Annotated in this window: 13 protein-coding genes; 8 read left to right on the top strand and 5 right to left on the bottom strand. The window is 68.5% G+C overall.

Features of this window, described 5'->3' with window-relative positions; genetic code table 11:
- The first annotated feature begins 84 nt into the window (after positions 1-84).
- Both MX571_RS18910 and MX571_RS18905 read left to right on the top strand, forming a co-directional pair.
- Entirely contained in the window at positions 85-852 is a 768-nt protein-coding gene (locus MX571_RS18910) for an ABC transporter ATP-binding protein (protein ID WP_247419889.1), read from the top strand.
- Entirely contained in the window at positions 849-2483 is a 1635-nt protein-coding gene (locus MX571_RS18905; protein WP_247419887.1) for a hypothetical protein, read from the top strand. The genes MX571_RS18910 and MX571_RS18905 overlap by 4 nt, the downstream gene beginning before the upstream one ends.
- Positions 2484-2576: 93 nt before the next feature.
- Here the strand turns inward: MX571_RS18905 and MX571_RS18900 are convergent, their stop codons facing one another.
- Positions 2577-2909, bottom strand: coding sequence for a 2Fe-2S iron-sulfur cluster-binding protein (locus MX571_RS18900; protein WP_247419885.1), 333 nt, complete (start codon positions 2907-2909; stop codon positions 2577-2579).
- A 109-nt stretch (positions 2910-3018) separates the two neighbouring features.
- Here MX571_RS18900 and MX571_RS18895 point away from each other — a divergent pair, with 109 nt between their 5' ends.
- Together MX571_RS18895 and MX571_RS18890 are read left to right on the top strand one after the other, a co-directional pair.
- Positions 3019-4389 carry a geranylgeranyl reductase family protein gene (locus MX571_RS18895; protein ID WP_247419883.1) on the top strand — a complete coding sequence of 457 codons (1371 nt, stop codon included), beginning with the start codon at positions 3019-3021 and terminating at the stop codon, positions 4387-4389.
- Positions 4390-4608: 219 nt separating this feature from the next.
- Entirely contained in the window at positions 4609-5088 is a 480-nt protein-coding gene (locus MX571_RS18890; RefSeq protein WP_247419880.1) for a DUF5797 family protein, read from the top strand.
- 21 nt (positions 5089-5109) lie between these two features.
- Here the strand turns inward: MX571_RS18890 and MX571_RS18885 are convergent, their stop codons facing one another.
- The gene (locus MX571_RS18885) at positions 5110-5766 is read right to left on the bottom strand and encodes a DUF998 domain-containing protein (protein WP_247419877.1); all 657 of its coding nucleotides are present in this window, start codon (positions 5764-5766) and stop codon (positions 5110-5112) included.
- Positions 5767-5973: 207 nt separating this feature from the next.
- On the opposite strand from MX571_RS18885, the gene MX571_RS18880 reads away from it, so the two are divergent.
- Together MX571_RS18880 and MX571_RS18875 are read left to right on the top strand one after the other, a co-directional pair.
- Entirely contained in the window at positions 5974-6153 is a 180-nt protein-coding gene (locus tag MX571_RS18880) for an FmdB family zinc ribbon protein (RefSeq protein WP_247419874.1), read from the top strand.
- Between the two features lie 208 nt (positions 6154-6361).
- Complete coding sequence (locus tag MX571_RS18875; protein ID WP_247419871.1) at positions 6362-7183, top strand: glycerophosphodiester phosphodiesterase; 822 nt, start codon at positions 6362-6364, stop codon at positions 7181-7183.
- 177 nt (positions 7184-7360) lie between these two features.
- Here the strand turns inward: MX571_RS18875 and MX571_RS18870 are convergent, their stop codons facing one another.
- Together MX571_RS18870 and MX571_RS18865 are read right to left on the bottom strand one after the other, a co-directional pair.
- Entirely contained in the window at positions 7361-8473 is a 1113-nt protein-coding gene (locus MX571_RS18870; protein WP_247419869.1) for a DUF5787 family protein, read from the bottom strand.
- Positions 8474-8911: a bis(5'-nucleosyl)-tetraphosphatase gene (locus MX571_RS18865; protein WP_247419865.1), complete on the bottom strand. Its 438-nt coding sequence runs from the start codon at positions 8909-8911 to the stop codon at positions 8474-8476.
- Between the two features lie 157 nt (positions 8912-9068).
- Between MX571_RS18865 and MX571_RS18860 the strand changes: the two genes are divergently transcribed.
- Entirely contained in the window at positions 9069-9398 is a 330-nt protein-coding gene (locus MX571_RS18860; protein ID WP_247419862.1) for an uS10/mL48 family ribosomal protein, read from the top strand.
- A 119-nt stretch (positions 9399-9517) separates the two neighbouring features.
- Positions 9518-10786: an amidohydrolase gene (locus MX571_RS18855; protein ID WP_247419859.1), complete on the top strand. Its 1269-nt coding sequence runs from the start codon at positions 9518-9520 to the stop codon at positions 10784-10786.
- Between the two features lie 191 nt (positions 10787-10977).
- On the opposite strand, the gene MX571_RS18850 is transcribed toward MX571_RS18855, so the two are convergent.
- Positions 10978-11868 carry a coiled-coil protein gene (locus MX571_RS18850; protein ID WP_247419856.1) on the bottom strand — a complete coding sequence of 297 codons (891 nt, stop codon included), beginning with the start codon at positions 11866-11868 and terminating at the stop codon, positions 10978-10980.
- Between the last annotated feature and the right edge of the window lie 119 nt (positions 11869-11987).

The raw sequence follows: 11987 nt of genomic DNA, 5'->3' as shown, positions 1-11987 counted from the left end.
ACCCCGGGAGAACACCCTCCCGGGTTTTACTACACTCTCGCTCTCAGTAGCGTACCGTACGCAGTCCCCCGACACACGCACACGATGCCCTCCACGTTCACCGACTCCGACGCCGTCGAAACGCGAGCACTGACCAAACGCTACCCGAGTTCGACCGCGGTCCGCGAACTCGACCTGTCCGTCCCCGAGGGGAGCGTCTACGGTTTCCTGGGGCCGAACGGTGCCGGGAAGACCACCACGATGCGGATGCTCACGGGCCTGCTCGACCCGACGAGCGGCGAGGGTCACGTCGCGGGCGCGTCCATCCGCGACCGGCGGGCGCTCGCCGGCGTCGTCGGCTACCTCCCCGAGACCCCGCCGTTGTACGACGAACTCACGGGACGAGAGCAACTCGACTACGTCGCGGACCTCCGGGACGTCGGTCCCGACGCCGACGCACGCATCGACTCGCTGGTCGAACGGTTCGACCTGGCCGGCGACGCCGGCAAGCGCATCGAGGCGTACTCGAAGGGGATGCGCCAGAAGACGGCGTTCGTCCAGACGGTGCTCCACGACCCCGATGTCGTCTTCCTCGACGAACCCACGTCGGGACTCGACCCGCGGGCGGCGCGGACGCTCCGCGAGGAGATTCGGAACCTCACCGACGACGGGACGACCGTCTTCCTCTCGACGCACGTCCTCCCCGTGGTCGAGGAACTCGCCGACGTCGTCGGGGTCCTCAGCGACGGCCGACTCGTCGCCGAGGGGACGCCGAACGGGCTGAAGAACCGCGTCGAGTCGGACAGCGACGAGACGCTCGAGGACGTCTTCCTCGACGTGACGAGCGGACACGGGGGGCGGTTCGGTCGATGACGTCGCTCGTCGCGGACGCCCGCCACGGGCGGCGAATCGCTCGCGTCGAGGTCCGCCGCAGCGTCCGCGGCTACTTCCAGCAACGCAGCGCGAAACTGGGGCTCGCGGCCCTGGTGCTGATATTCGGGTCGGTGTTCGTCTTCGGCGTCCTCCCGGCGGCCTACGGCGTCGGCCGGGTGGTCAGCACCGAGAGCCAGTTCCCGCTGCTCGACGCCCTGCGGCAGCAGACGACGTCCGTGGTGGGGACCCTGCTCGTCATCTTCGCACTCCGTACCGTCGAACGCCTCTCGAACGTCGACAACGAGGAGTTGCTGCTGACGACGACGTCCTCGCGCGCCGTGGTGTTCGGCCTCCTGCTCGCGGAGGTGACGCGCCTCTGTCTCTGGTTCGGTCCGCCCCTCCTGCTCGCCCTCGGCGCGTTCTGCCTCGGTGCGGGGACGCCGCTGTTCGCGGTGAGCACGCTCCTCGCCCTCGCGCCGCTGGTCGCGTTCGCGGCCGTCTTCGGCTACCTGCTCGGTATCTGTGCGCTCTACGCGAGTCGCTACGTCCCGCTTCCGTCGTCGCTGAAGACGGTCGCCTACCCGCTGCTCATCGGCGTCGTCATCGTCGCCTCCCAGATACTCCCGCGACTCTACCTCTCGGGGTCGCTACCGTTCACGCTCGACCCGCTGTTCGACCTGCTCGACGCGTCGCCGTTCGCCGCGTACGGCGAGTTCTTCCTCCTCGGGACGCCCGTCGCCCGCCCCGTCTCTCCGGTGGCGGTCGCCGTTCTCGGCGCGCTTCTGGCGGCCGTTCCGGTCGGGTTGACCGTCACCGCCCGCGTCGTCGACCGGTTCTGGACGACGGACGCGGCGGTCACCGACGGTACCGGGAGTGAGGGGACGGTCGAGGCGACGCCGACCCGGACGCCGCGACCGTTCGCGTTCTCGAAGGCCGGGCGTATCGGCTGGCACTACCTCCGGCAGGGCGGGCGCTCGCCGCGGCGGTTCGTCCACCTGTTCTTCGTCCTGTTCATGCTCGCGCCGGTCGCCTCGTCGGTGGTGGAGAGCCCGGACCTGCTCTACCTCGTCGCGATAGCCGGGTCGGTCGTCCTCGGCGCGTTCCTCTCGGGCTCCGCGTTCGGGCTGAACCCCTTCGGCGACGACCAGGCCGTCCTGCCGCTCCTCCTCGTCACCGCGACGCCGCCACGGGCGTTCGTCCGGGGGCGACTCGTGGCGGGACTCGCCATCGGCCTCCCGTTCGTCGTTCTGGGGCCACTGGTCGTCGCACTCGTCGGTCCGCAGACGCTGCTGGAGGCGGTCGTCTACGCGTCGTTCGGGCTCCTGCTCGCCGTCGCGAGCGCGACGTGGGGCGTCGGACTGGGGACGGCCGTCCCGAAGTTCGAGTCCCGGACGATGTACGGCGTCGAGACGGTGACGCCGTCGCTCCTCGTGCTGTTCGGCTACAACGCGCTCGTCGGCCTCACCGGCGTCCTCGGGCTCGTCCTCCTCGGCGTCGCGCTCAGCGAGGGCGTGGCCACGAGTCCCCTCGTAATCGGGGTGGGTGCCGTCGCGGCGGCCGTCCTCCTCGCCACGGCGCTCGGGAGCTACGTCTACGCCGTCCGTCGGTTCCGGAGCTACACGCTCGACTGAGCGTGGCTCCCGTGCTGGACCTCGGCGTCCGCGTCGGACCGCTCGGAACCGGTCCGGAATCTGAACGCCCCGAGCCAGTCGCGGACCGTCGGGTCAGTCGTCGGCCGCTGCCGCGTCGCCGTCCGCGACGTCGCCCTCGATGCTCGGCGGGTACTTCCCGCGGTCGAGTTTCAGGTCGGAGGCCGGTCGCGCCATGCACGTCAGCGTGTAGTGCTCGGCCTCCTCCTCGGTCAGGCCGCGAGCGACGGCGACCTGCTGTTCGACCTCACCCTCGATTATCTCGGCCGAACAGGCGAGACACATCCCGACGCGGCAGGAGTACTCCTGGGCGATGCCCTCCTCGATGCAGCGGCTCAGGATGGTCCGCTTGTCGGAACAGGTGATGGTCTCGCCCGTCCCGACGAACTCGACGGTGTACTCGGTCATGGTCTCCGGTTGGACGAACCCGACCAAAACTCTTGTTGGACCGGTCTGTCTCGACCGTTCGGTCGTCCGTATCGGAAACCGTTTTGCCGCGCGCCGGTCACTGGGGGACATGACCAGTCACACGTACGACGTCGTCGTCGTCGGCGCGGGGACGGCGGGCTGTTACGCCGCCGCGACGGTCGCCCGAGCGGGGTACGACGTCGTCATCGTCGAGCGGAAGACGGCGGAGGAGGCGGGCCACATCGCGTGCGGGGACGCGCTCAAGGGGGCCGCGAACTTCCCGAGCGCCATCCCGAAGTCCCAGATCGAACCCGCGTTCACCAACACGGAGGTCGACCACGGGCAGTTCGAGATCCCCTCCGAGGACGTCGTCCTCGACATCCCGGTCCCCGGCGAGATAGCCGTCATCGACCGCTGGGAGTACGGTCGCCTGCTCATCGAGGGCGCGGAGGAGGCCGGCGTCGAGTTCCACTACGACACCGTCGTCCGCGACGTGAACCAGAACGACGACGGTCGCGTCACCGGCGTCACCGGCGTCCGCAAGGGCGACACCGTCACCTACGAGTCAGAGATGCTCGTCGACGGCGCCGGCGCGCTGTCCATCCTCCAGGACAAGGCCGACCTCTCGGACGCGACGTTCGACACCAACGTCCGGTACTCGCAGTTCGCCTCCGCCTACCGCGAGATCGTCGAGGTGGACGAACCGGTCGAGTGGTCCGACGCGCTCGTGTTCAAGCCCACCAAGCGCTCGGCGGGCTACCTCTGGTACTTCCCGCGGACGCCCACCGAGATCAACGTCGGCCTCGGCTTCCAGATGAACGAGGAGCCGATGAAGCTCGTCGGCGACCTGCGCGACGACCTGCGCCAGCGGCCCGAGTTCGAGAACGCGACGGTGAAGGACAAACTCGGCGCGGCCCTCCCCACGCGCCGGACCTACGACTCGGCCGTCGCGCCGGGGTTCATCGCCGCGGGCGACTCGGCCGCCCACGTCAACCCCACCACCGGCGGCGGTATCGCCGGCGCGGCCTACGCCGGACAGTACGCCGCCGAGCAGGCCATCGAGGCCATCGAACACGACGACGACAGCGAGGACCGACTCTGGCGGTACAACGAGCGCGTGATGGACCACTTCGGTGCCCGCTACGCGGCGCTCGACGTCTACAACATCTTCAGCACCGCCTACGACCTCGACGACCTGATGAGCCTCCTCGCGGCGCTGCCCGGTCAACAGCTCTCGGAAGCCCTCTACTCGGGCAGTTCGAGCGTCGGGCCCGGTCTCGCGCTCAAGACGCTCTGGAAGTCCCGCGGCCACTGGCGGACGATGTTCGACTTCTACGAGACGAAGGGCCTCGCCGACCGACTCCTCGCTCACTACGAGAACTACCCGGACTCGCCCGACGAGTTCCGCGCGTGGCAGATCCGCCGCGACCGCATCATGGACGACATCTACGAGCGGACCGGCGCGGAAGCGAAGTACTGAGAACCACCCCTTCGTCACGAGTCGAGGGCCGCCGGGTCGCCAACGGGACGACGGCCGGACCATCACCAGAACGGCGTCCGCTCACTCGCTCCGCTCGTTCGCGGTACAGTCGTCTCCGCAACCGCCCCGCGACCGGACCACTCTGGTATTCCCGTCCACGTCGAACCGACGGCATAGAAGTCGCAATACCGATGTACTACCTCCCCTAACCGACCGGCAGTGAGCCTTTCGGAGGAAGCCCAGGCACGCCTGCGCGACATCGTCGAACTCCAGCCCACCAAGAACAAGGAGTTGCAGGAGCGCTGGGACATGGACGGCGGGAGCGAGGTCCACCAGTACCTCGAATCCGAGCTGAAGGAGTACTACTTCCGGGACGAGAACAGCCTCATCCGCGCGACGCAGGAGGGGGCAGAACTGCTCGGCATCGAGATGGACGCCGAGACCATCCGCGTCCCCGAACTCCAGGTCCGCATCACGGAGGTGCTGGCCGGCCCGGACGACGACCCGGAGAGCGTCGTTAGCGTCCTCCACGAGGTCCAGGACACCGGGATGGAGACGGACGTGGACGCGGTCCGCTCCGGCCTCCGTAGCCTACAGGACAAGGGTATCGTCGAGGTGGTCAGGGAGACGGTCCCGACGTTCCGCCTCACGACGGCCCGCGATGACCTCGACGTCGAACCGCTCGACGCCGAGGACTGAGGCCGCGCCCCTCGTCCTCCGTCACTCCGTCGAGCGGATGCGTTCGCCCCGCTCGCTGGCGCCGAGGAGGTACCCGCCGAAGGCGACCAGCCAGAGCATCACCGGGTAGACGATCATCCGTTCGGTCCCACCGTGACCGATGGGGCCGAACGCCGCCACGGTGCCCGCGTCGCCGATGGCCATGAGGACGACGAACACGAGACCGACCCCGCCGGCGACGGCCGACAGTGCGCGCATCAGTCCGGTCACCTGGGTCGCGGTCCCGACGGCCTGCACGTTGAAGAACAGGAACGCGAGGAGCGCGAACAGGCCGTGGAGGCCACCGGTGTCGAGCGGGAACGCCCCGGCTCCGACCGCGCCGACGCCAGCGAGCGCGTAGACGGCCAGGAGCCAGCGCTTCCCGTGGCTCCGGTAGAGGAAGTACCCGCCGAGCAGGTTGAACGCGCCGACGAGGACGAGCGACGCGTTGAACAGGAGCGCCGTCTCGGTGGCCACCCCCAGGTCGCTGATGGCACCGCCGCCGAAGTCGTAGCCGGGCACCATCGCCGCCGCGAGCATTATCACCGTCATGAACCCCGCCCCGAGGGCGAAGAAGCATAGACCGGCGAGCGTTCTGTGGTCGGACGTCGTTCGCGCCGTCGTCTCGACGGACTCGGTGTAGGTGTCGACGGGAGTCATCGTGCTGTCACCGTCTTCTAGTTGTTTCGGCGACGACATATATCGGGGCGACGATTCTCGATGTCCGAGACTGGGGTCCCTGACGGCCGGCACCGACTTGGCGGGTCAGGGGTCGCGGCTCCGTTCTCGCCCTCGGCCTCCAGCGAAGAACGAGCAGAACCGACGGGTTCCGTCAGATGTTTTACGCTCTTGCCGTAGCGGCCAACGATGAGCGTCCTCACCACACTCCGCGATACGGTGGTCGAATCGGGAGCGTCGGAGGGGGCCACGGAGACGTTCGAGTACCGATGTGCGCGGTGTGGCGCCTCCTTCGAAGAGTCGAAACTGAAGATGACACGGGTGAGCTGCCCCGGGTGTACCAGCACCAACGTCCGGGCGACCGACTGAGAGACTGACCGGGAGTCGCCCGGACGCTCGGTCCCCTGGCCGACAGGTCGACGAGCCGTGTGGATAGCCCCGACGCGTACGTCGAACCGTCGAACGCCCCGGACGGCCGTACTCCTCGACGAACCGTTCGCTGGAGGGCGTGCCCCGTCGTCGCTCGCCTCAGCAAGCTGAACCGACTTCCGACCAGTCGTGATGTCTGGTAGTACGGATGACAGACCTCGCTTCTACGACGGTCTCGCGACGACGCGTCCTCGCTGGCACCGGGAGCGTCCTCGGAGGACTCGCGGTCGGACGCGGCACGGCACGCACCGACCGGTCGACCACCCCGACCATCGTCGGCCATCGTGGCGCGTCGGGACTCGCGCCTCCGAACACGCGTGCTGCCATCGAGGCCGGTCTCGAACACGACGTCGACGGGGTGGAGCTCGACGTTCGACGGACGCGCGACGGCGAACTCGTGTTGTTCCACGACCCGGTTCTCGACGTCGCCAGTACGGCCGGCGGTGTCGTCCGCTACACGCACTCCGAGGACGTGCTCGACGCCACCGTCGGCGGCGAGCCGATTCTCACCCTCGACGAGGGACTGCAAGCGCTCGCCGACCGGTCCGTCGACGTCTACCTCGAACTCAAACGCCCCGGCTACACCGGGGCGGTCCTCGACAGCGTTCGTCGACACGGGCTGTCCGGCCGGACGACCCTCGCCTCGTTCGACGCACCCGCGCTCCCGACCGCTCGCCGAGCGGCCGTCGACACGGCGCTGCTCGGCGCGCTGCCACGTGACGGGTTGCTCGCCGACGCCGAACGACTGGGCACTGGTCTCGTCTCCGCACACTACCTCCCCTACCTCACCAACCAGTTCGTCGACACCGTCGAGCAGAGCCCGCTCGACGTCGGCGTGTGGGCGCTGTTCGAGAGCGAGGAGACGATTCGGGACGTGGTGGCTGCCGAACCGGACATGCTCACGACGGGACGCCCCGACCTCGCGAACGAAGCCAGCGAGTCGTCCGACGACGGAGGCTTCCTCTGGTGAGCGGCCACCCCGACGTGCCGGCGACGTTCCGAACGGTCGACGGATAACGCCAACCCATCGAGGCGAGTTACCTGCCGGACGCGAAGCGCGTGGACACGAAGGGAGCGCCGTCGGACGACACGGTTCACCACGAACAGGACGACGACCACCGACCCCGAGCGACTGCGCCGTCGCTCGCTACGGCTCTCGACGTCGCTCCCGCTGCCGAGCCAGGAGGCGTTTCAGTCCCTTTCCCGGGCCGCCCTCGATGGGCCACCCGCGGGTGCGCCACTGTGGCGGTTCGGGGGTGAACTCGGGACAGGACCCCGAACACTCCCGGCCCGTCGGACTGTGGGCCTTCGCGGCACACCAGGGGAGCGTGTCGCCGTCGTCGCGCAGTTCGAAGTGGCGACAGTCCGCGCGCATCGTGTCGACGTACGACCGCCAGCCGCGCTCGTAGGCTCGTTCGGCGATTTCGAGACGCTTGGCGCGCTTCCAGTCGGGGTCGGCGTACTCGAAGCGCGCGGCGGAGGCGTCGTGGCCGGTCCCGGTCGGCCGTTCGAGGATACGCGTGCCGGGGTCGTCGACGCGGAGCGAACTCGGGTGCCACGCCACGTCGGCGCTCGTGGGAGTTCCGTCCCCGCCACGCGTCACGGCGAGGATGCCCGCCTCGACGGGCAGGCGTTCGAACAGTACGGGCTCGACGCCATCGCCGGAACTCGCCGAGCTCCGGGTGCCAGCCGAGCTCTGCTCGGCGCCGTCCCCTTTGGCTGCCGTGGCGACCCACACCTCGTCGGCGAGCGACAGCGCGACGTCGCGTTCGAGCTGGTCGCCCAGGACGCGGGCGGCGCTGGCGTCGAGGTCCGGCTTGTTCTCGATGGCGACGATTCGCCGAACCCAGTCGGGGTAGTGCCACTTGCGACGAATCTCGATGCGGTTGCCCGCGCGTCGCTCCTCGACGATACCGCGGTCGCTGGCGGTGTGGATGGCCTCGCGGACGTAGCGCCACGGGTACCCCGGATGGGGGAGCGCGTCGCGGTAGTACGTCCACTCGCGGGGGGCGTTCCGGACGACGTGCAGGAGGTCGGAGTCCAGCCGCTCGTTCCCGAAGACGCTCCGGGCGGCGAGGCCGTCGGGGTCGCACTCGACGACGAGCGTGTCCCAGCGGCGGCCGCGCGTCCCGAGTTGCCGGGCGACGAGGACGGCGCTCGGCCCGGAGCCCTCGCTGTCCGCCGCGCGACGCGCGGGCGTCCACTCGCGTTCGGCCCACTGGCAGACGCGGAGTTCGAAGGTGAACTCCCGGGAGGTCATCTACCCGTCGTCGTCGTCGAGGCCGCCGTTCTCGAGGAACTCGTCGGCCTGTTCGAGTATCTCGCGGGGGCCGTCCTGCGTGATGGTGTTGATGGCCTGCTCGTAGTCGCGCCACTGCAGGTCGCGATGCTCGCGCGACAGTTCGGCGCTCGCCTCGAACGACCGCGCGATGAACAGGTGGACCGTCTTGTGGATTGTGTTGCCGTTCGCCTCGAAGATGTAGTCGTAGTCCTCGCGGAACCCGTCGATGAGTCTGAGTTCCTCGATTCCCGCTTCCTCCGCGACCTCACGTATCGCCGTCTGCTGTAACTCCTCCTTCCCTTCGACGCCGCCCTTCGGGAACTCCCAGTCCCCCGTTCGGGACTTGAGCAGGAGGTACTCGCGACGGCCACGTGTATCGCGGAACAGGATTGCTCCGGCGCTCGTGGCCTCTATCATGGCTCTGGATACTGATTCACTACATAAGAGAATATCGCCATGCGGTCGGTGTCCGTCAGCCGCCGGCTCTCCCGGTGAGGACGCCACTCGGTCGGGTCTCCGGAGGAGACGGGTCCGGATGGATGGGCTTTTTGCCGTCGCCACCGACCGGACTGACATGCCGTTCGTCACGACTCTCTCACTCTCCAGCGGGGACCGTCCGGCCCTCGACGACGTCGTCTCCAGCATCAAGTCGATGGCGTCGCGCAAGGGCGTCGAGATAAAGGGACCGCAGACGCCGCCACCCGAACGGTACGTCGCACCCCAGCAGAAGTCGCTCCACCCCGACGGCGACCGGTTCGCCGACTGGTCGTTCTCGGTGTACACCCGGACGATGCGCATCGTCGGCCACGACGAGTTCGCCCGCGACGCCACCCAGCGGGAGTTCCCCGACGGCGTCCACGTCGAGGTGGATGTCGAACAGGTCACCGGCGCTGGCCGGGCCTGAGCCGTCGCTACGACTTCCTGCCGCTCTCCGGTTCCCGGTCTTCGCTACCCTCATCTTCTCCCCTCGCTGTCAGTACCCGGTCCGCGTGAACTAAGCCGTACGCGTGTGACTCACTGCCCATGAGTGTCGACCGCGACCGACTCGTGTCGCTTCGCCGTGAGTTCCACCGCTTCCCCGAACCGGCGTGGCGGGAGTTCCGTACCACCGCGCGCATCGTCGAGGAACTCGACCGCATCGGCGTCGACGAACTGTACGTCGGTCCGGACCTGCTGAGCGGCGAGCGCATGGGCCTCCCGGACGAGGCCGAACAGCGTCGCTGGTTCGACGACGCCCGCGACCACGGCGTCGACGCGGACGTCCTCGACCGACTCGACGGTGGGTACACCGGCGCACTCGCCGTCCTGAACATGGGCGAGGGGCCGACGGTCGGCCTCCGGGTCGACATCGACGGTCTGCCGCGCGCCGAGTCCGAGGACGCCGACCACGCACCGAACGCGGAGGGCTTCCGCGCCGAGACCGAGGCGATGCACGCCTGCGGCCACGACGCCCACATCACGTTCGGGCTCGGCGTGCTGGAGGCCATCAAGGACAGCGAGTTCTCCGGCACGCTGAAGGTCGTCTTCCAGCCGGCGGAGGAGGTGGTCGGCGGCGGCAAACCGGTCGCCGAGTCCGGCCTGCTCGACGACTGCGACTACCTGCTGGCCGCCCACGTCGGCCTCGACCACCCGACGGGCGAGGTGGTCGCGGGCATCGACGGCTTCCTCGCCGTCCACCACTTCGAGGCGACGTTCACGGGCGAACCGGCCCACGCGGGCGCGAACCCCGGCGACGGCCGCAACGCCAACCAGGCGCTCGCCGCCGCGGTCCAGAACCTCTACGCCATCCCGCGCCACCAGGACGGCCGCACGACGGTCAACGCGGGCGTCATCCGCGGCGGCTCGGCGACCAACATCGTTCCCGAGGAGGCGTACGTCGAGGGCGAGGTCCGCGGCGAGACGACCGAACTGATGGAGTACATGCGCGACAGCGCCGAACGCGTCATCCGGGCCGCCGCGGAGATGCACGCCTGCGAGGTGGACGTCGACACCGTGGGCGGCGCGCCGAGCGCCGTCAGCGACGACGCCATCGTCGACGTGGTCGAGTCGGTCGCTGGCGGCGTCGAGGGCGTCGACTCCGTCCTCCGCTCGGACGCCCTCGGCGGGAGCGAGGACGCCACCTACCTCATGCAGCGCGTGCAGGACAACGGCGGGAAGGCCTGTTACGTCGGCATCGGCACTGACCATCCCGGCGGCCACCACACCTCGACGTTCGACGTCGACGAGGACTCGCTCCCCATCGGCGTCTCGGTGCTCTCCGAGTCCATCCTGCGACTCGCCGCGGAGCACTGAGTCGGTGACCGGCCACTGACGACCCCGTTGTATCTCCCGCCCTCGCCGAGTAGACGCGTCGCTGTGCGGTCGCTCGTGAGCTGGAGTCGTCCCTGAGGAACGCGCGGCCGCGACACCTGCCGGTCAGGTCGTCGGTGTGCGGTGCGTGAAACGAGAACGTAGAACGGGTGTAGAGTGACCCTGCTAGTGGATCAGAGCAGCCCCGACTTCTGGAGCTTCATCAGGTCCTCGGTGTCGAGGGTCTCGCCTTCCTTGAACTTCTGGTAGATCTCCTCGGCCTCCTCCTTGGCCTCCTCGCGCTTGGCGGCGCGCTCGTCCTTGCGCTCCTCCTCCTCGGCCTTGTCCATCTCGCGCAGGCGCTTCTGGACGCGGACGAAGTCCTCGTGGTGGCGGTCGGCCGCCTCCTGGGCGTCGACGAACTTCTCGTGCCACTCGTCGGCGTCGTCGCGGATGTCGTCGGCCTCGCGGTAGGCCTCGATCATCTGGTTGTGGTGCTCCTGGGCCTCGTCGGCGAGCTCCGTCACCTTCTGGTGGTGCTTCGAGGCTTCGGCGCGGACCTCCTGGGCTTCGGACTTCAGGTCCTCGATGCCGTCGGTGTCGTCGAGCTTCGACTTGCGCTCCTGGTACTGGTCGCGCTTCGTCTCGATCTTCTCGATGAGTTCGCGCTCGTCCTCCGTCGAGAGGACCTCGGTCTGCTGGCGGAACTCCAGCTGCTCGATCTCCTCCTTCAGCTCGTCGAGGCTCTTGCCGTCGTCGAGGTCGAGGTCGGACTTCGCGTCGTCGACCTGCGAGAAGAGTTCGTTCGCCTTCGCGTTGAGCTCGTTGCGCTGGTTCTTGTGCTCCTGAACCTGTTCGTTGAGCTCGTCGCGTTTCTCGCGGTGTTGCTGGGCCTCGTCGACCTTCTCGCGTGTCTTCGCGTTGAGCTCGTCGCGCTTCGATGCGCGCTCCGACGCCATCTGGTTGAGCTCGTTCCGTCGATCTCGAAGCATCCCGGCCATCTTGATGAGGCCGCCCTTGGATTTGTTTTCGAGGTCGTCGTCGGTGAGTTCTACGTTCTTGGATTCGTCAATAGTCTCTGCCATGGTTGTGAACTGTCCATTACGCTCCAGCGCGGTGGCTCACGGTGGTACTGGCCGATCGATAAGCAGGGTCTCCTGTCATTCTGTTCGCCGTGCAATCCACCGAAACGCCGGAGGCGTTC

This window comes from Halomarina salina (assembly GCF_023074835.1).
GTDB lineage: Archaea > Halobacteriota > Halobacteria > Halobacteriales > Haloarculaceae > Halomarina > Halomarina salina.
The sequence above is the reverse complement of the archived record's forward strand: the minus strand, read 5'-3'. Positions and strand labels throughout refer to the sequence as shown.

What these genes read in the sequence shown, in the direction of transcription:
- MX571_RS18900 (WP_247419885.1), bottom strand. Translation starts at nt 2,909, where the DNA reads ATGACCGAGTACACCGTCGAGTTCGTCGGGACGGGCGAGACCATCACC.
- MX571_RS18860 (WP_247419862.1), top strand. Translation starts at nt 9,069, where the DNA reads ATGCCGTTCGTCACGACTCTCTCACTCTCCAGCGGGGACCGTCCGGCC.
- MX571_RS18910 (WP_247419889.1), top strand. Translation starts at nt 85, where the DNA reads ATGCCCTCCACGTTCACCGACTCCGACGCCGTCGAAACGCGAGCACTG.
- MX571_RS18865 (WP_247419865.1), bottom strand. Translation starts at nt 8,911, where the DNA reads ATGATAGAGGCCACGAGCGCCGGAGCAATCCTGTTCCGCGATACACGT.
- MX571_RS18895 (WP_247419883.1), top strand. Translation starts at nt 3,019, where the DNA reads ATGACCAGTCACACGTACGACGTCGTCGTCGTCGGCGCGGGGACGGCG.
- MX571_RS18885 (WP_247419877.1), bottom strand. Translation starts at nt 5,766, where the DNA reads ATGACTCCCGTCGACACCTACACCGAGTCCGTCGAGACGACGGCGCGA.
- MX571_RS18850 (WP_247419856.1), bottom strand. Translation starts at nt 11,868, where the DNA reads ATGGCAGAGACTATTGACGAATCCAAGAACGTAGAACTCACCGACGAC.
- MX571_RS18855 (WP_247419859.1), top strand. Translation starts at nt 9,518, where the DNA reads ATGAGTGTCGACCGCGACCGACTCGTGTCGCTTCGCCGTGAGTTCCAC.
- MX571_RS18875 (WP_247419871.1), top strand. Translation starts at nt 6,362, where the DNA reads ATGACAGACCTCGCTTCTACGACGGTCTCGCGACGACGCGTCCTCGCT.
- MX571_RS18870 (WP_247419869.1), bottom strand. Translation starts at nt 8,473, where the DNA reads ATGACCTCCCGGGAGTTCACCTTCGAACTCCGCGTCTGCCAGTGGGCC.
- MX571_RS18880 (WP_247419874.1), top strand. Translation starts at nt 5,974, where the DNA reads ATGAGCGTCCTCACCACACTCCGCGATACGGTGGTCGAATCGGGAGCG.
- MX571_RS18905 (WP_247419887.1), top strand. Translation starts at nt 849, where the DNA reads ATGACGTCGCTCGTCGCGGACGCCCGCCACGGGCGGCGAATCGCTCGC.